The sequence below is a fragment of the Limnohabitans sp. TEGF003 genome, assembly GCF_055395455.1.
This window is the reverse complement of the sequence record NZ_AP029225.1, coordinates 3,100,640-3,122,557: the sequence shown is the minus strand read 5'-3', so window position 1 is coordinate 3,122,557 and position 21,918 is coordinate 3,100,640. Positions and strand designations below refer to the sequence as shown.

Annotated in this window: 20 protein-coding genes and 1 riboswitch; of the genes, 11 read left to right on the top strand and 9 right to left on the bottom strand. The window is 61.0% G+C overall.

Annotated features, from left to right (window positions below; translation table 11 throughout):
• Positions 1-133 precede the first annotated feature (133 nt).
• On the top strand, positions 134-2,371 hold the full coding sequence (locus tag ACZ5RT_RS14880; protein ID WP_464452970.1) for an NADP-dependent isocitrate dehydrogenase: 2,238 nt from the start codon (positions 134-136) through the stop codon (positions 2,369-2,371).
• A 58-nt stretch (positions 2,372-2,429) separates the two neighbouring features.
• Here ACZ5RT_RS14880 and ACZ5RT_RS14875 read toward each other — a convergent pair whose 3' ends face one another.
• Positions 2,430-3,683 carry an Hsp70 family protein gene (locus ACZ5RT_RS14875; protein ID WP_464452969.1) on the bottom strand — a complete coding sequence of 418 codons (1,254 nt, stop codon included), beginning with the start codon at positions 3,681-3,683 and terminating at the stop codon, positions 2,430-2,432.
• Between the two features lie 137 nt (positions 3,684-3,820).
• On the opposite strand from ACZ5RT_RS14875, the gene ACZ5RT_RS14870 reads away from it, so the two are divergent.
• The 3 genes from ACZ5RT_RS14870 to hppD all read left to right on the top strand — a co-directional run bounded on the left by ACZ5RT_RS14870 (position 3,821) and on the right by hppD (position 6,664).
• Positions 3,821-4,090, top strand: coding sequence for a DUF3297 family protein (locus ACZ5RT_RS14870; protein WP_291927733.1), 270 nt, complete (start codon positions 3,821-3,823; stop codon positions 4,088-4,090).
• Between the two features lie 8 nt (positions 4,091-4,098).
• A complete protein-coding gene (locus ACZ5RT_RS14865) occupies positions 4,099-5,298 on the top strand; it encodes a CaiB/BaiF CoA transferase family protein (RefSeq protein WP_464452968.1) in 1,200 nt (399 codons plus the stop codon).
• Between the two features lie 283 nt (positions 5,299-5,581).
• Positions 5,582-6,664, top strand: a complete 1,083-nt coding sequence (gene hppD / locus ACZ5RT_RS14860) for a 4-hydroxyphenylpyruvate dioxygenase (protein ID WP_291927748.1) — start codon at positions 5,582-5,584, stop codon at positions 6,662-6,664.
• Between the two features lie 15 nt (positions 6,665-6,679).
• Here hppD and ACZ5RT_RS14855 read toward each other — a convergent pair whose 3' ends face one another.
• Both ACZ5RT_RS14855 and recQ read right to left on the bottom strand, forming a co-directional pair.
• A complete protein-coding gene (locus ACZ5RT_RS14855) occupies positions 6,680-7,222 on the bottom strand; it encodes a hemerythrin domain-containing protein (protein WP_422170185.1) in 543 nt (180 codons plus the stop codon).
• 113 nt (positions 7,223-7,335) lie between these two features.
• The gene (recQ, locus tag ACZ5RT_RS14850; RefSeq protein WP_291927754.1) at positions 7,336-9,213 is read right to left on the bottom strand and encodes a DNA helicase RecQ; all 1,878 of its coding nucleotides are present in this window, start codon (positions 9,211-9,213) and stop codon (positions 7,336-7,338) included.
• Positions 9,214-9,619: 406 nt separating this feature from the next.
• On the opposite strand from recQ, the gene queC reads away from it, so the two are divergent.
• Positions 9,620-10,339, top strand: coding sequence for a 7-cyano-7-deazaguanine synthase QueC (gene queC / locus ACZ5RT_RS14845; protein WP_464452967.1), 720 nt, complete (start codon positions 9,620-9,622; stop codon positions 10,337-10,339).
• A 21-nt stretch (positions 10,340-10,360) separates the two neighbouring features.
• Here the strand turns inward: queC and ACZ5RT_RS14840 are convergent, their stop codons facing one another.
• Entirely contained in the window at positions 10,361-11,302 is a 942-nt protein-coding gene (locus ACZ5RT_RS14840; RefSeq protein WP_464452966.1) for a LysR substrate-binding domain-containing protein, read from the bottom strand.
• A gap of 122 nt (positions 11,303-11,424) precedes the next feature.
• Between ACZ5RT_RS14840 and ACZ5RT_RS14835 the strand changes: the two genes are divergently transcribed.
• The 3 genes from ACZ5RT_RS14835 to ACZ5RT_RS14825 are packed head-to-tail and all read left to right on the top strand — an operon-like array spanning position 11,425 to position 13,430.
• Positions 11,425-11,796 (top strand): nuclear transport factor 2 family protein, encoded by a 372-nt coding sequence (locus tag ACZ5RT_RS14835; RefSeq protein ID WP_291924712.1) that lies wholly within the window; start codon positions 11,425-11,427, stop codon positions 11,794-11,796.
• A gap of 42 nt (positions 11,797-11,838) precedes the next feature.
• A complete protein-coding gene (locus ACZ5RT_RS14830; protein ID WP_464452965.1) occupies positions 11,839-12,387 on the top strand; it encodes a DUF6434 domain-containing protein in 549 nt (182 codons plus the stop codon).
• Complete coding sequence (locus tag ACZ5RT_RS14825) at positions 12,384-13,430, top strand: homocysteine S-methyltransferase family protein (protein ID WP_464452964.1); 1,047 nt, start codon at positions 12,384-12,386, stop codon at positions 13,428-13,430. Before ACZ5RT_RS14830 ends, ACZ5RT_RS14825 begins: the two co-directional genes overlap by 4 nt.
• 116 nt (positions 13,431-13,546) lie before the next feature.
• Here ACZ5RT_RS14825 and ACZ5RT_RS14820 read toward each other — a convergent pair whose 3' ends face one another.
• From ACZ5RT_RS14820 to ACZ5RT_RS14810, 3 genes are all read right to left on the bottom strand, one after another.
• Positions 13,547-14,302, bottom strand: coding sequence for a tyrosine-protein phosphatase (locus tag ACZ5RT_RS14820; RefSeq protein WP_464452963.1), 756 nt, complete (start codon positions 14,300-14,302; stop codon positions 13,547-13,549).
• Between the two features lie 175 nt (positions 14,303-14,477).
• The gene (locus tag ACZ5RT_RS14815) at positions 14,478-14,969 is read right to left on the bottom strand and encodes a PIN domain-containing protein (protein ID WP_464452962.1); all 492 of its coding nucleotides are present in this window, start codon (positions 14,967-14,969) and stop codon (positions 14,478-14,480) included.
• Entirely contained in the window at positions 14,966-16,021 is a 1,056-nt protein-coding gene (locus ACZ5RT_RS14810) for a helix-turn-helix domain-containing protein (protein WP_464452961.1), read from the bottom strand. The genes ACZ5RT_RS14815 and ACZ5RT_RS14810 overlap by 4 nt, the downstream gene beginning before the upstream one ends.
• Before the next feature lie 213 nt (positions 16,022-16,234).
• Positions 16,235-16,335, top strand: a riboswitch (S-adenosyl-L-homocysteine riboswitch).
• A gap of 55 nt (positions 16,336-16,390) precedes the next feature.
• On the opposite strand from ACZ5RT_RS14810, the gene metH reads away from it, so the two are divergent.
• Together metH and ACZ5RT_RS14800 are read left to right on the top strand one after the other, a co-directional pair.
• On the top strand, positions 16,391-19,102 hold the full coding sequence (metH, locus tag ACZ5RT_RS14805; protein WP_464454225.1) for a methionine synthase: 2,712 nt from the start codon (positions 16,391-16,393) through the stop codon (positions 19,100-19,102).
• Between the two features lie 5 nt (positions 19,103-19,107).
• Complete coding sequence (locus ACZ5RT_RS14800; protein ID WP_464452960.1) at positions 19,108-20,178, top strand: DUF6352 family protein; 1,071 nt, start codon at positions 19,108-19,110, stop codon at positions 20,176-20,178.
• A gap of 42 nt (positions 20,179-20,220) precedes the next feature.
• On the opposite strand, the gene ACZ5RT_RS14795 is transcribed toward ACZ5RT_RS14800, so the two are convergent.
• Both ACZ5RT_RS14795 and ACZ5RT_RS14790 read right to left on the bottom strand, forming a co-directional pair.
• Positions 20,221-20,859 carry an NrsF family protein gene (locus ACZ5RT_RS14795; protein ID WP_464452959.1) on the bottom strand — a complete coding sequence of 213 codons (639 nt, stop codon included), beginning with the start codon at positions 20,857-20,859 and terminating at the stop codon, positions 20,221-20,223.
• Complete coding sequence (locus ACZ5RT_RS14790) at positions 20,856-21,416, bottom strand: sigma-70 family RNA polymerase sigma factor (protein WP_464452958.1); 561 nt, start codon at positions 21,414-21,416, stop codon at positions 20,856-20,858. Before ACZ5RT_RS14790 ends, ACZ5RT_RS14795 begins: the two co-directional genes overlap by 4 nt.
• A gap of 176 nt (positions 21,417-21,592) precedes the next feature.
• On the opposite strand from ACZ5RT_RS14790, the gene ACZ5RT_RS14785 reads away from it, so the two are divergent.
• Positions 21,593-21,895 (top strand): HvfA family oxazolone/thioamide-modified RiPP metallophore, encoded by a 303-nt coding sequence (locus ACZ5RT_RS14785; RefSeq protein WP_464452957.1) that lies wholly within the window; start codon positions 21,593-21,595, stop codon positions 21,893-21,895.
• The last annotated feature ends 23 nt before the right edge of the window (positions 21,896-21,918 follow it).

Here is a 21,918-nt window from a genome sequence, read left to right as displayed (position 1 = left end):
CAGTAAGCAAAACGGGGGGGTATTTGAGATAAAGTCACGGGCTAAACCGCCTTAAAAGGGCGATTTTTGAATCGGCTCGACATACCGCCGAGCGCCGGATTCTTTTTTCATATCCCTGACAACGAGAGTACCCATGGCTGCAGACAAATCCCGGATCATTTACACCCTGACAGACGAAGCGCCTTTGTTGGCCACGGCATCGTTCCTGCCCATCATCCGCACTTTTGCAGCGCCTGCCGGCATCGACGTGGCCGAAAGCGACATTTCGGTGGCCGCCCGCATTCTGGGTGAATTTTCGGATCTGCTGCCTCCTGAGCAGCGCGTCACCAACAACCTGGCCGAGTTGGGCAAGTTGACCCTCAAGCCCGAAGCCAACATCATCAAGCTGCCCAACATCAGCGCTTCTGTCGGTCAGCTGACGGCTGCCATCAAGGAGCTGCAGGCCAAAGGCTACGCCCTGCCCGACTACCCCGAGAACCCCAAAAACGACGAAGAAAAAGCCATCAAGGCCCGCTATGCCAAGTGCACAGGCTCTGCCGTGAACCCGGTGCTGCGTGAAGGCAACTCGGACCGCCGCGCTCCTCGTGCGGTCAAGGAATTCGCCCGCAAGAACCCTCACAGCATGGCCGAGTGGAGCCAGGCTTCGCGCTCGCACGTCTCGCACATGCACGCGGGCGACTTCTACCACGGCGAAAAGTCCATGACGCTGGACCGCGCGCGTGACGTGAAGATGGAGCTGATCACCAAGAGCGGCAAGACCATCATCCTCAAACCCAAAGTTTCCTTGCTTGACCGCGAAGTCATCGACAGCATGTTCATGAGCAAGAAAGCCTTGCTCGAGTTCTATGAAAAAGAAATCGAAGACGCGCACAAAACCGGTGTGATGTTCTCCTTGCACGTCAAGGCCACCATGATGAAGGTGTCCCACCCCATCGTGTTCGGTCATTGCGTCAAGATTTTCTACAAGGACGCGTTTGCCAAGCACGGTGCCCTGTTCAAAGAGTTGGGTGTGAACGTCAACAACGGCATGGCCGATCTGTACAACAAGATCACCAGCTTGCCCCAGTCCAAGCAAGACGAGATCAAGCGTGACCTGCACGCTTGCCACGAAGGCCGTCCCGAGCTGGCCATGGTGGACTCGGCCAAGGGCATCACCAACTTCCATTCGCCCAATGACGTGATCGTGGACGCCTCCATGCCCGCCATGATCCGCAACGGCGGCAAGATGTGGGACGCCAACGGCCGCCTGAAAGACGTCAAGGCCGTCATGCCCGAGTCGACTTTTGCCCGCATTTATCAGGAGATGATCAACTTCTGCAAATGGCACGGCGCGTTCGATCCCAAGACCATGGGCACGGTGCCCAACGTGGGCCTGATGGCCCAGCAAGCCGAAGAATACGGCTCGCACGACAAGACGTTCGAGATTCCTGAAGACGGCGTGGCCAACATCACCGACCTCAACACCGGCGAAGTGCTGCTGAGCCAAAACGTGGAAGAGGGCGACATCTGGCGCATGTGCCAGGTCAAGGACGCGGCGATCCGCGACTGGGTCAAGCTGGCCGTGACCCGTGCCCGCAACTCCGGCATGCCCGTGGTGTTCTGGCTCGACCAGTACCGCCCCCACGAAGCCCAGCTCATCACCAAGGTCAAGATGTACCTGCACGAGCACAACACGGCCGGTCTGGACATCCAGATCATGAGCCAAGTGCGTGCCATGCGTTACACCCTGGAGCGCGTGATCCGTGGTCTGGACACCATCAGCGCCACCGGCAACATCCTGCGCGACTACCTGACCGACCTGTTCCCCATCATGGAGCTGGGCACCTCGGCCAAGATGCTCTCCATCGTGCCTTTGATGGCCGGTGGCGGCATGTACGAAACCGGTGCGGGCGGCTCGGCCCCCAAGCACGTGCAGCAGCTGGTGGAAGAAAACCACCTGCGCTGGGATTCCTTGGGTGAATTCCTCGCGCTTGCCGTGTCGCTGGAAGATCTGGGCTTGAAGACGGGCAACAAAAAGGCCGTCGTGTTGTCCAAAACGCTGGATGCCGCAACCGGCAAGCTGCTCGACAACAACAAGAACCCTTCGCCCAAAACGGGTCAGCTGGACAACCGTGGCAGCCAGTTCTATCTGGCCATGTACTGGGCGCAGGAGCTGGCAGCGCAAACCGAAGACGCCGAGCTGGCGGCCCAGTTTGCGCCTTTGGCCAAGCAACTGACCGAGAACGAGAAAAAGATCGTGGAAGAACTCAACGCCGTGCAGGGCAAGCCTGTGGACATCGGTGGCTACTACATGCCTGACCAGGCCAAGCTGGCCGCCATCATGTGCCCCAGTGCCACCTTCAATGCCGCTCTGGCTGCCGTGAAGAGCTGATCGGCTCCGCTCGCACCCAAAGCCACTCAGGTCATGCCTGAGTGGCTTTTTTTTCAGCTCAGCGGCTGTAGGCCAAGCCCAGTGCCACGCCGCCAAACAAATCGCCTTCGATGAGCGGCACGCCCGCGAACTCGGCTTTTAAGGCTTGTTGGAAAGTGCTCAAGGCCGATGAGCCGCCTGTCAGGTAAATCGCATCGAGCGAAGCTTGACTCAGCCCTGCGCTTTGTACACATTCGCGGGCGCAGGCCAGGGTGCGCGCCAGCAACTCGTGCAAATGCGCCTGCATGTCGGCCACGCCCAGATGCGCTTGCAAATCACGCTCGATCACCGACAGATCAATGCCTGTATCGGCGCGGCTCACCGAACAGCGGATCTTGGCCTGCTCCACCTCGTGGGCCATGTGGTGGCCGTGCCGCTCGGTCAGCACGCGCATCAGGCGCTCGTGCAGGCGCGGCTCGCTGTAGTTGCTGCGCAGGGTTTGGGCATGTGCGATGGCCTTGGGCTGGTATTGCCAGTGGATCAGGTGCCAGGTGGCCAGGTCAAAAAACACGCGGCTGGGCACTTCGCGCTGTTCGGGGCCGAGGTGTTTGTAACCCAGCAACGGCATGACCTGTGCCAGATTCAATTGCCGGTCGTAGTCGGTGCCGCCGATGTGCACGCCGGTGGTGGCCAAAATATCGGCACTGCGGTCGAGGCTCTGAATGCGCCCAGGCCCCAGGCGCACCACGGTGAAGTCCGAGGTGCCGCCGCCCAGGTCGACCACCAGCACAGTGCTTTCTTTCGTCAGGCGCCGTTCGTAGTCCAGCGCGGCGGCAATGGGTTCGAGTTGAAACGACACCTCATCAAAGCCTACCCCCTCGACCGCTTGGCGCAGTGAGGCCTCGGCCTGCGCATCACGCGCGGGATCGTCGTCCACAAAGTGCACCGGGCGGCCCATCACCACGCGGCGTGGGGCGCTGCCCAAGCTTTGCGTGGCGCGTTCACGCAGGGTGGCCAAAAAGGTGGTGATGATGTCCTGAAAGCTGATCTGCTGGTGGCCAATCTGTGTGGTCTCCAGCAAAAGCGGGCTGCCCAGCAGGCTTTTGAGCGAACGCATCAAGCGGCCTTCGGTGCCTTCCAGGTAATGTTTGAGGGCATCGCGCCCGAAGTGCGTGCTGTGGTCTTCGGCGTTGTAGAAAACGGCCGTGGGCATGGCCAGCGCCTCGCCCTCCAGCGGAATCAGGCGGGCACTGCCCTCTGGGCCGAGCCAGGCTACGGCCGAGTTGGAGGTGCCGAAATCGATGCCGAGCGTGCCGGCGGGGGAAGAGGTCATGAGGACGGGGGTGAAGCTGAAGCGGACGGGACAGACCAAAGCGCTGGCCGTCGAAGGACCCGGGATTCTGCCACCGACGGCCCCGCAAATCGGGGAGAATCGCCGCTGTTCCTTATTTTTTGTGCACTCGCCATCCCATGACCGAATCCTCTACCCCCGAAACGTCTGCCACAGAGCGCCCCCCATTGCCTGACCGTCTGTCCATCGACGCCCGCAGCCCACACCATGTGCGCGCCGTGTTTGAGCACGACATCGGCATCCGCTTCAATGGCAAGGACCGCAACGACGTCGAGGAATACTGCATCAGCGAAGGCTGGGTGCGTGTGCCCGCTGGCAAAACTTTGGACCGCAAAGGCCAGCCGCTGCTCATCAAGCTCAAAGGCAAAGTGGAAGCGTTTTACCGCTGAGTGCGCGCATGACCGAATCGGTTCGGAAACTCCCACTCGAAGGGCTGCGCGTCGTCGAGTTCACCCACATGGTCATGGGCCCCACTTGCGGCATGGTGCTGGCCGACATGGGGGCCGAGGTCATCAAGGTCGAGCCCATCGAGGGCGACCGCACCCGGCACCTGCTGGGTTCGGGTGCGGGCTTTTTCCCGATGTTCAACCGCAACAAAAAGAGCATCCAGATCAACCTGCAAAGCCCTGAGGGGGCTGAGATCGCGCGCCGCCTGTGTGCCACGGCCGATGTGGTGGCCGAGAACTTCAAGCCCGGCACCATGGCCAAGTACGGCCTGGACTACGCCAGCCTCTCGGCCAAGAACCCCAAGCTGATTTACGCCAGCCTCAAGGGCTTTTTGCCTGGCCCGTATGACCACCGCACCGCGCTTGACGAAGTGGTGCAGATGATGGGCGGCTTGGCCTACATGACCGGCCGTCCGGGCGACCCGCTGCGTGCGGGCACCAGCGTGAACGACATCATGGGCGGCATGTTCGGGGCGATTGGCGTGTTGGGTGCACTCATCCAGCGCGGCATCACCGGGCGTGGGCAAGAGATCCAGTCGGCTTTGTTTGAGAACAACGTGTTCCTGGTCGGCCAGCACATGCTGCAGTACGCCATCACCGGCAAAGCGGCCGAGCCCATGCCCAACCGCATCTCGGCCTGGGCGGTGTACGACGTGTTCACCGTCAAAAACGGCGAGCAAATCTTTTTGGCGGCAGTGAGCGACGCGCAGTGGGCCACCTTCTGCGACGTGCTGGGCTTTGCAGACCTGAAAGCCGATGTGCGTTACTTTGACAACAACGCGCGCGTGTCGCTTCGTGCCGAGTTGATACCCGATTTGCGCCGCCGCCTGGCCGCCTTCACGGCGGCCGAGCTGTCGGCCATTTTTGAAAAGGCTGGCTTGCCTTTTGCGCCCATCGTCAAGCCCGAAGAGCTGTTTGATGACCCGCACCTGCAGGCCACTGGCGGCTTGGCCGATGTGCGCCTGACCGATGGTCCCAAGGCAGGGCAAAGCGCACCCGCCGCCTTGTTGCCCTTCACCATGGGCGGCCAGCGTTTGGGGGTGCGTCACCAACCACCCCGCCAAGGTGAGAACACAGACGCGTTGCTGTCCAGCTTGGGCCTGAGCCCCCTTGAGATTGAGCGCTTGCGCGCCAGCCAAGCGGTGGCCTGAAGTGCTCGGCGTCTGCTTGCCTTGACATTTGACGCTCAGGCGACGACCATCACCCCCCATGTCCATCCAGGTTTTGATTTTCGGCATTCACCTCGCGCGCAGCACGCGGGGCAAGCCCTGCGCACCGCCGCAGGTTTGAAGATTTTCTTGTAGGTCGGTACCTTGAGGTCCGACGTGTTTTCGGTCCAACCCCGACCTGCAAATTCCCCTTTTTTGTTTGACCGATTTCAATTCGGGCCGTGCTCTTTCAGCAGCGCGGCCCGGTTCATTGCTGGAGATTTTCATGACCGATCTTTTTGACAACCCCATGGGCCTGTGTGGCTTCGAGTTCGTCGAGTTCGCATCCCCTGTGCCCAACACCCTGGAGCCCCTGTTTGAAAAAATGGGCTTCACGCTGGTGGCGAAACACCGCTCCAAGGACGTGGTGCTCTACCGCCAGGGCGACATCAATTTCATCGTCAACCGCGAGCCCAAAAGCCTGGCCGGTTACTTTGCTGCCGAGCACGGCCCGTGTGCCTGCGCGCTGGCTTTTCGTGTCAAGGATTCGCACAAGGCCTATGCCCGCGCGCTGGACATGGGCGCCCAGCCCGTGGACGTGCCGACCGGCCCGATGGAGCTGCGTCTGCCCGCCATCAAGGGCATTGGCGGCGCGCCTTTGTATTTGATCGACCGCTTTGAAGACGGCAAGAGCATTTACGACATCGACTTTGAATTCATCGAGGGGGTGGACCGCCATCCACCCGGCCATGGCTTCAAGATCATCGACCACCTGACGCACAACGTCTACAAGGGCCGCATGGCTTTTTGGGGCAACTTCTACGAAAAGATTTTCAACTTCCGCGAGATCCGTTACTTCGACATCAAAGGCGAATACACGGGCCTGACCAGCCGCGCCATGACCGCGCCCGATGGCATGATCCGCATCCCGCTCAACGAAGAGTCGGGCAAAACGGGCGGTCAGATCGAAGAGTTCCTGATGCAGTTCAACGGCGAGGGTATTCAGCACATCGCGCTGCTGACGGACGATATTTTGAAGAGTGTGGATGCTTTGCAGATGGCGGGCATTCCACTCATGACAGCGCCCAACGACATCTATTACGAGATGCTGCAAGAGCGCCTGCCGGGCCATGGCGAGCCTGTGCCCGAGTTGCAGGCGCGCGGCATCTTGATGGACGGCTCTACCGCCAATGGCGAGAAGCGGTTGCTGTTGCAGATCTTCAGCCAGACGCTGCTGGGCCCTGTGTTCTTCGAGTTCATCCAGCGCAAGGCCGACGAAGGCTTTGGCGAAGGCAACTTCAAGGCGCTGTTTGAATCGCTTGAGCGCGACCAGATCCGCCGCGGCGCCATCGCGGTGGACCCTTCCTGAGGCAGCGCGGGCCAATCAAGCCGGATATTTGGCCAGCAGCTTCTTCAGTGTGGCGTGCAGGGCCTCATGTTGGCCTGGGCCCATGACCTGGTCTTCGTGCGCATCGAAAGCATGGGCCAGCTGGGTTTGTTGCTCGGGTGACAAAAGGCGCTCGGCCATCGGGAAGAGGACGGTGTTTTCTTTCTCGATGTGGGCCAGCAACAGTTGGGCGTAGGCTCTGGCGGCCTCATGGAAGGCGTTGATTTTCAGCGTGGGCTGCAAAGCCGCTTGCATGTCGGCCAGGAGCTGGCGACCTTGGGCGTGTTCGTCCAGCATGCCCTGAATCGGCCCTTGTGTTTGCTTCGGGTCCAGGTCTTTCAGGGCCGGAAACAAAATGCCTTCTTCCTTGCCATGGTGGCAGGTGTCTGCAAAGGTCTTCAGGAAATCTGTCATGGTGGACAAGTCCTGGATGTCCGTGATCTGCTCGGCGTTCACGCGCTGCTCCATCCGGGCCAGAATTTTCAGGCCCAGTGTGATGGCTTCGTGCTCGTGCCTGAGCGTTTGGGTGGCTTGGTTCATGGGGGTTCTCCTGCTGTGACGGTCATGTCTGCAGGGAACAGCTTAGGCGGTGATCGCACGATGGACCGTGCGCTGGCGCTCTCAATGGGCCGGGCCGGCCCAGCCGCAGGGCATCAGCCCTTGCAGACTTTCAGCACCTGGTCGCCATAGGCTTCGAGCTTTTTCACACCCAAGCCGCTGATGCCCTGCAGGTCCGACAGGCTTTGCGGTGCGGCCTCGGCAATGGCGGCCAGCGTCGCGTCGTGGAAGATCACATACGCGGGCAGGTTGTGTTCCTTGGCCACCTCGGCTCGCCAGGCCTTGAGGTTGATGAAACGCACCATCGCGTCTTGCCCCAAGTTGGCGGCTGCGGGTGCCGGACCGCTGCGGGTGCGGCTTTTTTTGTCGCTGCGCTGGCTGGTGCTCTCGCGCAGCTGCACGGGCACCTCGCCTTTGAGCACGGCGCGTGACGCCTCGGTCAGATGCAGGGTGCTGAAACCGTCTTCGGTGTGCACATGCAAAGCGCCTATCGCAATCAGCTGGCGCATCACGGCGCGCAACTGCTGCTCGCTGTATTCCGCGCCCAGGCCAAAGGTGCTGATGCCTTCGTGGCCACGCTGCACCACCTTCTCGGTTTTTTTGCCCCGCACGATGTCCATGGTGTGGCTGGCCCCAAAGCTGTGGCCACTGCTTTGCTGCGTGCGGTACACCGTGGACAGCAGCTTGCGTGCGGCGTCGGTGCCGTCCCAGACTTCGGGCGGGTTCAGGCAGTTGTCGCAGTTGCCACAAAAGGGCATGTACACGCCCTGCGCGCTGTCCTTTTGGCTGGCGTAGCTCTCGCCAAAGTAGCTCAGCAGGCGTACGCGGCGGCAATCGGTCGCTTCGGCCAGGGCCAGCAGCGCGTCGAGCTTCCCGCGCATGACTTGCTTGAATTCTTCGCCCGCAGGGCTTTCGTCGATCATGCGGCGCTGGTTCACCACGTCTTGCAGGCCGTAGGCCATCCACGCGTCAGACGCCAGGCCGTCGCGTCCGGCGCGGCCTGTCTCCTGGTAGTAGCCTTCGATGTTCTTGGGCATGTCCAGGTGCGCCACAAAGCGCACATCGGGCTTGTCGATGCCCATGCCAAAAGCCACGGTGGCCACCATCACCACGCCTTCTTCGCGCAGAAATTCGTTCTGGTGGCGCTGGCGCACGGCCGCGTCCAGCCCCGCGTGGTAGGGCAGGGCACGGATGCCCGCTTCGCACAGCATGGCCGCGACCTCTTCGACCCGCTTGCGCGACTGGCAATAGACCACGCCCGCTTCTTCCGGGTGTTCGCGCTCGATGAAGCGCAGCAGCTGGGTGCTGGCGTCTTTTTTCTCGACGATGGTGTAGCGGATGTTGGGCCGGTCAAAGCTGCTGATGAACAGCTTGGCGCTTTCCAGCTGCAGCCGCTCGACGATGTCGGCACGCGTGAGCGCATCGGCCGTGGCTGTGAGCGCCACACGCGGCACGCTGGGGTAGCGCTCGTGCAAGACGGTGAGGCCCCGGTATTCGGGCCGGAAGTCGTGGCCCCACTGGCTTACGCAATGGGCTTCGTCGATCGCAAACAGGCTCAGCAACCCCCGCTCGAGCAGCGAATCCATCTGCGCCAAAAATCGCCCGTTGGTCACGCGCTCGGGCGCAGCGTAGAGCAGCGTGATCTCGCCGCGCAGCAAACGCCGTTCGATGTCACTGGCCTCTTCGCTGGTCAAAGTGGAGTTGAGGAAAGCGGCACTCACCCCCGCTTCGTGCAGGGCACCCACCTGGTCGTGCATCAGCGCAATCAGCGGTGACACCACCACCGTGATGCCGTGGCCAGCGCGCTGGCGTGCAATGGCTGGAATTTGGTAACACAGCGATTTGCCCCCGCCCGTGGGCATGAGCACCAGCGCATCACCCCCGGCGGCCACATGGTCGATGATGGCTTGCTGCGGGCCGCGAAAGGCGTCGTAGCCAAATACTTCGCGCAGGATGGGGAGGTGGGGGGACACGTGGGGTTGGACAGCTTTTTGAAGGCTTGATTGTCCGCTATCGTGAAGCGGTATTTTCGGGGATGAGCGGAGACCCTGTCATGCCCGCGAACGCGGGTATCCATGGCCAACGAAGCCCTGGACCCCCGATCAAGTCGGGGGTGACAAATTCAAATCTTTCCGGGGTGATACTTAATTCGTCACACCGTGCCCGCCCCCTCCCACCCACACAACACCATGGGCTGCGCAGTCAGCACCCGCATGGCCAGCAAGGAAAGCGGTCACCACCAGCGTTTGGAAGGGGCCGGCGGCGGGCGACGATTTTGGCGTACCCCCGCCTCATGAGGAGCCCGCCGCCGGCCCCTTCCAAACGCGCCCCTCCGATGAAAGCTTCCGAGCGCAGACCCAAGCGTTACCATCCCAACCCATGCACACCTCCGCCCTCGTCCTGTTTTCCGGTGGTCAGGACTCCACCACCTGCCTGGCCCATGCGCTGTCCAAATACGAACCCGTTGAAACCCTCGCCTTCGACTACGGCCAGCGCCACAAAGTCGAGTTGGAAGCCCGCCTGAACGTGCTGGCCGCGATCAAGGCGAAGTTTCCCCAATGGGCCCCCAAGATGGGCGAAGACCACTTGCTGGACGCGGGCATCCTGGGCCAGATCAGCGAAACCGCCTTGACCCGCGTCACCGCGATTGAAATGGCCAGCTCGGGCCTGCCCAACACCTTTGTCCCGGGGCGCAACCTGCTGTTCCTCACGCTGGCCGCGGCGCTGGCTTACCGCCGGGGCTTGCAGGTCATCGTCACGGGCGTGTGCGAGACCGATTTCTCGGGCTACCCCGACTGCCGCGACGACACCATGAAAGCCATGCAGGTGGCCTTGTCGCTGGGCATGGACCGCAAGTTGTTGATCGAAACCCCGCTCATGTGGATCGACAAGGCCCAGACCTGGCAGCTGGCGCACGAGCTGGGCCAAAAGGCTGTGCCGCAAGGCGGCGGTCAGGCCTTGGTGGACTTGATCGTGGAGCACAGCCACACCTGCTACCTGGGCGAGCGCACGCAACGCCACGACTGGGGCTATGGCTGCGGCCAGTGCCCGGCGTGTCAGCTCAGAGCTTCGGGTTTTGCGCGTTACCGCCAGATTTGAGGCTTTTGAAACGCAAACGGCTTAGCCGCCGTTCAGCACGCCTGTGGGCAGCGCATGGCGCTGGGCAAAGCGCGAACACGCGCCTTGCAGCCAGTCGGCAAAGGCATCGCGGGCCGGGTGCTTGCCGCTGACTTTGGGTAGCAGCAGGTAATAAGCCGACGCGTGCGCACATTCGTGGGCATGGGCCTGCACCAGTTCGCGCCGTTGCAGCAGCTGGTCTGCGATCGAGCGGCGGCTGAGCGCCACGCCCATCCCCAGTCGGGTGGCTTCGAGCAAGTGGGTCGAGTCGGTGAAGCTCATGTGGCTGGCGGGCCGCTGCACGCCGCTGTGGGCTTCGGGCACATCGGCCAGCCAGGTGGCCCAGTTTTCACTGGCGTGCAGTAAGGGCAGTTGCAGCAGCTGTTTCAGGGTTTGCGGGGGCTCGGGCCCCAGCAAAGTGGGTGAGGCCAACAGCAGCAAGCTGTCACCCATCAGGGGGCGCACTTCGGCTTCGGGCCAGCGGCCATGGCCAAAACGGATCGCGCAATCCACCTGACCTTCGCTCAGGTCCACATAGTCCATGGAGCCATGCAGCTGCAGCCGCACCTGTGGGTGCCAGCGGGTGAAGTCGGCCAGCCGGGGCAACAACCAGCCGTTGGCAAACGAGGGCAGCACCGCCACGCGCAGGTCCTGGGTGTGGGCCTGAGCATGCCGCTGGCTGCGCACGCGTTCGGTCACGTCCACGATGTCCTGCAGGGCCTGGCGCACCTGGTAACCGTAAATGCGGCCCGTGTCGGTCAGCGTCCAGCGGCGGCCGTTGCGCTCGATCAGGGGCACGTTCAAAAACTCTTCGAGTGCGCGGATCTGGTGGCTCACTGCGCCCGGCGTGAGCTGGAGTTCTTCGGCAGCGGCATTCACCGAGCCCAGCCGCACCCAGGCGGCAAAGGCGCGCAAAGCTGGCAAGGGCGGGGCGCGGCCGGTCATGTCAATGGAATTCGATGAATGCTCGAAAAAGATGGAGGTCAGCCGCAGCCAGCGCTGCCTAGACTGGCAAGTCTGGTGGCCCACAAGCCACCAGGCTTTCAAAGTTTAACAAGGAACCTCCCATGCTCATCGACGACCTGCGCGCCTTTTTGGCCGACTATTTTGAAGTCCTGCAAACCCAGGACATGGCCCTGTTTGACCGGGTGTTTCACAAAGACTGCGTGCTGTACTCCCAGCAAGATGGCCAGTTGGTCGTGCGCCCCTTTGCGGTGTATCGCGAGATGGTGCAGGGCCGCCAATCACCCGCCTCGGGCGCTTACCCGCGTGACGAGCAGATTCTGCTGGTCGATGTGCTATCGCCCACCATGGCGCTGGTCAAGGTCCGTCTGCGTTTGTTTGACAACATCATGGAAGACCACCTGAACCTGATGCTGCACGAAGGCCGCTGGATGATTTATGCCAAGCACTTTTACCGCGTGGGCAGCGCGGTCTGAGCGGCTCGGGCGTGCGGGGTTCGGGTCTTTAAAATCCCCGGCATGAACCGCCCCTTGCTGACGCCCGACCTGCCCCCTGAAACCTTCAGGGCGTGGTATTGGCTCAAAAAAGAGTTGCAAGACTTCTGCAGCGCGCAAGACTGGCCCACGGGCGGCAGCAAGCAAGACCTGACGGCGCGTGTGATGGCGGGCCTGTTGGCTCAGCCCTTGCCCGCCACGGCTTCAAAGGTCCCAAAGGGGGCCATGCCCGACAACCTCACGCCGCAAACGGTGATTGGCCCCGGCTGGCGGCTCAATGCCGCTTTGCGCGGTTTTTTTGTGGCGCACACCAGTCCCGCGTTTCGTTTCAACCAGGCCCTGCGCGACCTGTTCAAACACCCTGAAGGCCGCACACTGGGGCAGGCTTTGGCTGTCTACCAAGACAGCTGCGCGCAGGGTGTCACGCCGATTCAGCGACAATTCCAGTTCAACCAGCACATCCGCGATCATTTTGCGCAGCACCCGGGCGCCACCCGCGCCCAGGCACTGCAAGCCTGGCAAGCCAAACGCCAGACACCGCAAGCCCTTGTTTTTTCTGCCGACACCGAATGAAACCCCTGACCTATACCCGCGCCCAGGCGCTGCCCGAGATCCTGAAAACCCGCATTGCCATCCTGGATGGCGCCATGGGCACCATGATCCAGCGCTTCAAACTGACCGAGGCCGATTACCGGGGTGAGCGTTTCAAGGACTTCCCCAAAGACGTCAAGGGCAACAACGAGCTGCTGAGCCTGACGCGTCCCGACGTGATCCGCGACATCCACGAAGGCTATCTGGCCGCCGGGGCCGACATGATCGAGACCAACACCTTTGGCGCGACCACGGTGGCCCAGGCCGACTACGACATGCAGCACTTGGCCCGCGAGATGAACCTGCAATCGGCCAAATTGGCCCGCGCCGCCTGCGACAAGTTTTCCACGCCCGACAAGCCGCGTTTTGTGGTCGGCGCTTTGGGCCCTACGCCCAAGACCGCCAGCATCAGCCCTGATGTGAACGACGCCGGTGCCCGCAACGTGACCTTTGAAGAGCTGCGTGCGGCGTATTACGAGCAGGTCGAGGCCTTGGTCGAAGGCGGCTCAGACGTGCTGCTGGTCGAGACGATTTTTGACACGCTCAATGCCAAGGCGGCGCTGTTTGCGATTGAAGAATTTTTTGAAGCCAGCGGCGAGCGCCTGCCCCTCATCATCAGCGGCACGGTGACCGATGCGTCGGGCCGCATTTTGAGCGGCCAGACCGTGACCGCGTTCTGGCACAGCGTGCGCCACGCGCACCCGCTGGCCATTGGCCTCAACTGCGCGCTGGGGGCCACGCTGATGCGCCCCTACATCCAAGAACTCAACAAGGTCGCGGGTGATACCTTCATCAGCTGCTACCCCAACGCTGGCCTGCCCAACCCCATGAGCGACACCGGGTTTGACGAAACGCCCGAAGTGACTAGCCGCCTGCTGCACGAGTTTGCCGCCGAAGGCCTGGTCAACATCGTGGGCGGCTGCTGCGGCACCACGCCCGACCACATCGGCGCGATCGGCAAGGCCGTGGCCCCGCTGGCTCCGCGCAATGTGCATGGCGGGTTCTTTTACAAAGAGGCGGCTTAAGTTCACCGCGCCCGGCGGTCAGTTTCTCCCCGTGGGAGGTCGCCCCTGCGGCCGAATGATTTCAGGGGCTTTGCGGCCATTCGCGAGCGGGGGCTCGCTCCCACAAAAATCCGCCTTCACCCAAAAGCAGCTTCATCTTCCAGCAGCATGCGCTGCAACTCGGCCAGCTCTTGCGGGGTCAGGCCAATGGCCCCGTGCAAATAGTCGGTCATGCCGCCATGCTGCACATCCACCGCTTCAAACGCCGCGTGCAAAAACTCGGGCTGCACTTGCCACAGCACCTTCATCACATGCGGGTGGCCTTGGCCTTCCAGGCGGGCATCTCGTTTGTAGAGCTGGTTGGTCAGCAAATAATCATGTTCGATGGTCGCCCTGTCCACGCCCAGCGCTGACAAAACCAGCGCCGCCGCAAAACCCGTGCGGTCTTTGCCCGCTGTGCAGTGAAACACCTGCGGTGTGGGCTGTTCCAGCAAATGTTTCATGAAGCGTCCATACGTGTCCGCGTTGCGGTTCACGAAATCGCGGTAGGTCTCGCGCATCAACTCCACAGTTTCTTCGGCCGTGGGTACCACGCCCTGCGCCACCAAAGCCTGCATGCGGGCGATCACGGTGGGCTCGATGGTGAGCGCCACACGCTGCACGCCGGGAATGTCGTAAGGCGTGGCAGCACATTCGGCCGCTCCGCGAAAGTCGAGGCTGTGTCCAATGCCCAGCGAAGCCAGACGCGCCAGGTCTTCGGACGTCAATCCCGCCAGATGGTCGGATCGAAAAATCTGGCCGCACCGCACGCGGCGGCCGTCGGCGCTGCGGTAGCCACCAATATCGCGAAAGTTTGAAGCGCCTTGCAGCAGCGCAATGGGTAGATCGGACATGCAACTCTCAAATCTGGAAATGACTTCATTGTGACCAGTCCTCTCAAAATCTCAGTCACCTGCGGGCAAATGCCCACAAATGACCCTTGTGCAGTTTCTGGGTAGATCTTGAATGTCGAGCTTGATGAAGGCGTACCGATTGAAAGCTGTCTTCCCGGGGCGGGTCACTTAAAGCTCAGGCGTTCCACAAGGTCAGGCGCTTTTGGCAATCATCCATAGGAAGCCAAGCGCCAGAATCCAGCATGCTTTGCAAGCTCGTGGCTGCATTTTTCGGTTCAATGATTTGGTGCATCACCATTTGATCCAGCAACCACAGCGCACCATGCACTTGCAAGCCGTCGGCCTTGGCCTGTTTACGCAAGCGGCCATCGCCTGTGAGCAAGGCGTGGCCCGTTTGTTGTGCCAATTGGTAACACGATAAATCAGCTAACGAGCTGTTGTTGTGGGCTTGCATCAGTGGAAAGAGGGCGGCAGTCGCCAGCTCATCCAGTGTTTCGACCACCAAGCCACGCGCAAGCAAATGCTGGTGGTCAAAGTCTTTCAATTCACTCAGAACAAAGTCTGTGCAGCATAGTGTGAGGGGCAGGTCAAACATCGCATCCAGAAGACCTGCATTGCGCAAGTCAATCCAGATGTTGGTGTCGCTGATGTAGACCTGCGGTGTCATGCGGTGGTGGGCAAGCGGTCCAGTTGGGGGTCCAGCTCATGCAGGCTGCACTGCAAAAACTCTGCGGCTCGGGATGGAGTGAAGAGCTCTTCAGCCAATCCGCGATAGACCAGGGACTCAAATCTGCGCGGCTGTTCAGGCAGCAACGCTTCGGGCTCGCTGGTGCGCCAGCCGTGTTTGCTGAATTCAAAGTAGGCGTTGCGATAGCCCGCATCACTGAGCAGATCCAGGTCTTTCAGCCTGCGCAGTGCCATTTGCATGGACACGCCGTAACGGCGCTTGGCATTCAGCAGTTCTGCCGAATAAACCCGGGAGCGTTGGTGGCTGCCAAAGTCTTGCAGCACACGACTTTGCGGATACAAGAAAGCGCCTGCAAACCGGTGGCAGCAGGTTTCTTTGTCTTTTTCGCTCATGTCTTCGGGCAGGGCCATGACCCAGTGGCCCAGTTCGTGCGCAGCAGTAAAGCGCATGCGCTCGCCAGGGCGTTGGCAGTTCAGCGCAATCAGCACATGCTGGTTGTCGTGGGTGGCAGCGCATGCGCCGTCAAAGTCATCCGGGCCATCCAGCAGGGCCACTTTGATGCCGTTGTCCTCCAGCAGTTCGGTCAGGTGGGCAATGGCATCGTGGCCAATGTGCAGTTGCTCGCGCAGTTGTTGCGCCGCCATTTCCGCTTCTTGAGCGTTGGCCACAGCCAGCGATTGGGCGGGCAAGACTTGGACGGTGGTTTCCGCGTCAAAGCAGCGCTCCAGTGCTTCGTAGCGCTCCAGGTGATCGTGCATTTTTTCGCGCACTGAAGCCTGCCGGGCTTGCGACATTTTGGACAGCTTGCGAAATTCCAGTGGTGCCAGTTGAATGGCGTCGGATCGGAAAAAGTATTCGGGTTTGACGTTGAGCGCTTTGGCCAGCTGCAAGATGCGGGTCGAATTGGGCTTGGAATCGCCTTTCTCGAACTTGTTCAAGGCTTGCTTGCTGATGTCTCCCAGGCTGTGGGCCAAAGCTTCAAGGCTTAAACCTCTGAGCATGCGTGCGCGGTGGATTCGGTGGTGAATCATGGCGGCTCCTTGGTTGACGAATTTGAAAGTATATGTTTTTTGTCAACCAAGCCAACGATTTGTTGTCTGGTTTTGACCCGCGCAGGCTCCAGTGAACTGGTCATGCTCATGTGAACCACCTCCCTGATATTTATTCGAATTTACGAGAACCTTAGTACATAAATATCGGCTTGTGAATCGGGTCGATTACCCAACAAGCCGTAAAATAAGTACCTTCCCAAGGAGCGTTGCAGCCCGCCACCGTCCAGGTGCCGCAGGTCAGGCTTGGGGCCGTTCAATGTCTGAATGATCTTGCACAACGACGCTCACCTGTTATCCCAAGGTGAGCCTGTGTCTGTTGTCGCGTCTGAAATCGTGTCTGTTCCCCCCATGAAGTTGTCCGGTCTGGAGCCTGTCTCCATCGGCGAGGGGTCGCTGTTTGTCAACGTGGGCGAGCGCACCAACGTGACCGGCTCCAAGGCTTTTGCCCGCATGATCCTGAACGGCCAGTACGAAGAGGCGCTGGCCGTCGCGCGCCAGCAAGTTGAAAACGGTGCGCAGGTGATCGACGTGAACATGGACGAAGCCATGCTCGACAGCCAGGCGGCCATGGTGCGGTTTTTGAACCTGATGGCGGGCGAGCCCGACATCGCTCGCGTGCCGGTGATGGTGGATTCGAGCAAATGGACGGTGATCGAAGCCGGTCTGCGCTGCATCCAGGGCAAGGGCATTGTCAACTCGATCAGCATGAAAGAAGGCTTGGACGAATTTAAGCGCCAGGCCAAGCTGGTCAAGCGCTATGGCGCTGCCGCCGTGGTGATGGCGTTCGACGAAAAAGGTCAGGCTGACACCTACGAGCGCAAGATCGAAATTTGCGAACGCGCTTACCGCGTGCTGGTCGATGAGGTGGACTTCCCACCCGAAGACATCATCTTCGATCCCAACATTTTTGCGATCGCCACCGGCATCGAAGAGCACAACAACTACGCGGTGGACTTCATCGAAGCCACGCGCTGGATCAAGCAGAACCTGCCGGGTGCCAAGGTGTCGGGCGGTGTGTCCAACGTGTCCTTCAGCTTCAGAGGCAACGACCCGGTGCGTGAAGCGATCCACACCGTGTTCCTGTACCACGCGATCAAAGCCGGCATGGACATGGGCATCGTCAACGCGGGCATGGTCGGCGTGTACGACGACCTGGAGCCCACGCTGCGCGAGCGCGTGGAAGACGTGGTGCTGAACCGCCGCCCTGACGCAGGCGAGCGCCTGGTGGAGATTGCCGACAGCGCCAAGGGCGCGGCCAAAGACGAGAGCACCAAGCTGGCCTGGCGCGGCACGCCCGATGCGCCTGTGAGCGTGGCGCAGCGCCTCTCGCATGCGCTGGTGCATGGCATCACCGACTTCATCAACGAAGACACCGAAGCGGCTTATCAAGAAGTGTTGGCCCAAGGCGGTCGCCCCTTGCATGTGATCGAAGGCCCGCTGATGGACGGCATGAACGTGGTCGGTGACTTGTTCGGCCAGGGCAAGATGTTCTTGCCGCAAGTGGTCAAGAGCGCCCGCGTGATGAAGCAGGCCGTGGCGCATTTGCTGCCCTACATCGAGGCTGAAAAACTCGCGCAAGAAGCCGCAGGCGAAGACGTGAAAGCCAAGGGCAAGATCGTGATTGCCACCGTCAAGGGCGATGTGCACGACATTGGCAAGAACATCGTCACCGTGGTCTTGCAGTGCAACAACTTCGAAGTGGTCAACATGGGCGTGATGGTGCCCTGCCACGAAATTTTGGCCAAAGCCAAAGAAGAAAATGCCGACATCATCGGCCTGTCCGGCCTGATCACGCCCAGCCTCGAAGAGATGCAGTACGTGGCCAGTGAGATGGAAAAAGACCCGTACTTCCGCGAGCGCCAAATGCCGCTCTTGATTGGTGGCGCCACCTGCAGCCGCGTGCACACCGCCGTCAAGATCGCGCCCAACTACAGTGGCCCCGTGGTCTATGTGCCCGATGCCTCGCGCAGCGTGGGCGTGGCGCAGGGTTTGCTGTCTGAGCAAGCGGCCAAATTCATCGCCGACCTGAACACCGATTACGCCAAGGTGCGCGAGCAGCACGCTAACAAAAAACAAACGCCGATGTGGACGCTGGCGCAGGCCCGCGCCAACAAGACGCCGATCGATTGGGCCCAGGGCGTGCCCGCTGCGCCCAAGTTCATCGGCCGCCGTGTGTTCAAGAACTACGACCTCGCCGAGATCGCGCAGTACATCGACTGGGGCCCGTTCTTCCAGACCTGGGACTTGGCCGGGCCTTTCCCCGCGATCCTCGACGACGAAGTGGTGGGCGAGCAGGCGCGCAAGGTGTATGCCGATGGCCAGGCCATGCTGCAAAAAATCATCGATGGCCGCTGGGTCACGGCCAACGCGGTGCTGGGCCTGTACCCCGCCAACAGCGTGAACGACGACGACATCGCGCTCTATACCGACGAGTCGCGCAGTCAGGTCGCCATGACCTGGCGCGGCTTGCGTCAGCAGACCGAGAAACACATGATCGACGGTGTCATGCGCCCCAGCCGTTGCCTGGCCGACTTCGTGGCACCCGCTGGCACCGCGCCAGACCACGTCGGCGTCTTCGCTGTCACCGCAGGCATTGGCGCCGACAAACGCGCCGCTGCTTTTGAAGCCGCACACGACGACTACAGCGCCATCATGCTCAAGTCTCTGGCCGACCGTTTGGCCGAAGCGCTTGCGGAGTGCCTGCACAAGAAAGTCCGTACCGACCTGTGGGGCTATGCGGCAGCCGAGTCGCTCAGTAACGAAGAGTTGATTGCCGAAAAATACCAAGGCATCCGCCCCGCACCCGGCTACCCCGCCTGCCCTGATCACAGCGCCAAAAAAGCGATGTTCGACTTGCTGCAATGCGACGACATTGGCATGGGCCTGACCGAAAGCCTGGCCATGACGCCTGCGGCCAGCGTGAGTGGTTTTTACATCGCCCACCCCGAAGCGCAGTATTTCAACGTGGGCAAGGTGGGTGAGGACCAGGTGCAAGACCTGGCGCAGCGCAGCGGTGTGGAAGTCAAAGATCTGCAGCGTTTGTTGGCCCCCAACCTGTGACCGCCATGCTCAACTTCTGGACGGCCTGCGGCCACCAACACCTGACGCGCAACGCGCGTGGCTGGATGGCCCCCACGCCCGACTACTGGCGGCTTTGGTTGCAGCGCCCCGAGCTGGCCTTGGTGCCCGAATCGTGCAAAGCCGAAAAGCGTTTGCACCAGGCCCTGTTGGATGATCCTTTGATGCCCGTGTTGCCTGCACAACTTCAGGCCTTCAAGGACGACGATGCGCGGGAGAACTACCAACTGTTCTTGCGCTTTCGCGATGAGGTGCAAGCCGCTGGTTCGCTGGAGTCGGCCTACATGGCTTGGCAGCAAAGCGGCAACATTCAGCTGCCTCCGCTGTTCATCGACATCGTGGTGCAGGCCATCGTGTGCAATGTGCTGACCGATGTGCAGGACGCCTGGGTCTGGCGTGCGGCCGAGCTGCTGTTTCGGCGTCAGCGCATCACCATCGAAGGCGGTCGCGTGCTGTCGGGCGACAGCGACACACTCGATAGCCTCAAATCCACAGGTGGCCTGGGCGAGATGGGGCGCCTCTTGATGGAGGGCGGCGCCACGCTCAAAGCGGTCGATGTGAAGGTGCTGCACCCGGACAACGCCGAGCGCTATTTTGCGCAGCGCGAAGGCCTGGGCCGCTATGCGTTCTTGCTCGACATGACGCACGAGCTGCAAAACGAATTGCCGCACGGTTTGATTTTGAGCATGGTCAACGCCCGCTCTGGGCTCAAGGCCTTGTCGGTGGTGCTGGCTCGTTGGGTGCAGCACTTTTTGGGCGTGGCCGTCAGCATCGAGCCGGTGCAAAAAGTCGACGACCCGGCTTGGCGTTGGCATGTGGGTCTGGACGTGACGGCCACCGCTTTGCTGAATGACCTCTACCAAGGCGTCGAGCTGGACAACAAACGCCAGCAGCAACTCATCAGCCTGTTCAAATTGCGTTTTGACAACCCGCAAGACATGCGTGCCGACGTGCAGGGCAAACTGGTGTATTTGGGTTTGGCCATGAACGAGCAAGGCTTGCTCAAGCTCAAACCGCAAAACCTGTTGCTCAATTTGCCACTGGCTAGCGAGGTCTAAAAACGCTCGCTCAGCTGCCAGGCGTGGCGTAAAGCCGTGCGCTTACCAGCGCAGCCAGCGCCCACCGAGCAGGGCGCCCAAACCCGTGGCCAAGGCCATGCCCGCCACGTACCAGACGGCGAAAAACGTCAGGCTAGTTTCGGGGCAGTGCAGCGAATAAATGCTGGCCGCCAAGCTGCCTGCCAACATGCCCGCCACTGCACCCGTGAGCACCGGGCGAGTTGGGGCCAGCTGGCGCAAGGCCCAAAGCAAAGCGCCCAATATGGGCATAGACAAAGCCACGATGCTCACCGAGCAAACCTGCCAGGAGTCGCCCATCCACTGCGCAGTGCGCAAGCCTGCACCGGTTTGCAGCAGTTGCACCAAACCCAAGCTGAGCATGGCCAGCAGCGTCAGGCCAATGCCCCACACGGTGTGACCGGCCCCGACGCCGGGCCGGGCCAGGCGAAACAAACCATACAAGCTGAAGACCATCAGGGCTGCCAGCCACAGCATCTTGGTGAGAAAAGCAGGGTGCAGTGCCATCTCGTCCATCTGCGGGTTCAGACCCCATACGGCCAACAGGAGCACACCACAGACCAGTGCGCCCAGCAACAGTTTGCGCAGCAATTGCTGACGCACGGGGACTTGCGGCTGCAGTGTGTCGCTGGCCAGCAAGGCAATCAGGTCGTTTGTTTTCATGACTTCGCTCCCCATTTGGCCATCAGGGTTTTCAGGCCTCGGTGGATGTTCACTTTGACCGAGGCTTCACTTTGCCCGGTCCGCTGGGCTGTTTCGGTGATGGACAAACCCAGCAAACGCGTGTGCTCAATGGCTTCACGTTGGCGCACAGGCAAATCGGCCAGCATGACGTCCAGGTCCTTGTGTGTATCGCTGGCGGCTTCATCGCTGTCCACGGCCAGGGTTTCGGACCAGTCGTCGATGTCGTCATGCAGGCCTTCGCGGCGGCCGTGGGCGCGCAAATGGTCCACCCATTTGTAGCGCGCAATCGCATACATCCAGGCCGTCAAGGGTTGGTCACTTTGGTAGGTGTGGCGCTTTTGGTGGATGGCCATCAGGGTTTCTTGCACAAGGTCCTCGACATCGCTGAGTTGGGATGGCATCCGTTTTTGCAGAAAGCGCCGCACGTGGCTGCTCATGAGGCCGAGGGCACGCTGGTAACTGGCGGAGTCCCCTTGCAGGGATTGCATCCATACAGAGTGCAGTTCAGCTTCTTGTTTTTGCAGGCTTTCGCTCAAGTCAGTTCGTCCAAAGGGGTGGAAAAGTTACAGATACAAAATGAAACAAATGGCATGCATTTTTCGTAACTTTTGAATGTTCCGGCGCGGATTACACCACGACAGCGATGAACAAGTGCCACGCGGTACAGCTCAAAGCGGTCAACAACCTCACCTCAAACTTTCAGGAGCATTTCATGAACAAGCAACACCTCATCACCATCGCTTTGGGCTCAGCCTTTGCCGCAGCCACCTTGCTGCCCGCACACGCTGCTGGCAACCCCTTTGCCGCTAAGACCCTGGACGCCGGTTACCAAGTGGCCCAAGCCGACACCAAAGCCAAAGACGGCAAGTGCGGTGAAGGCAAGTGCGGCGGCGACAAGAAAACCACCAAGGCCAAAGATGGCAAGTGTGGCGAGGGCAAGTGTGGTGGCGACAAAGGCAAGGCCAAAGACGGCAAGTGCGGCGAAGGCAAATGCGGCGGCGACAAGAAGAAGTAAGACGCCCCGTTCGCACAAGGGCA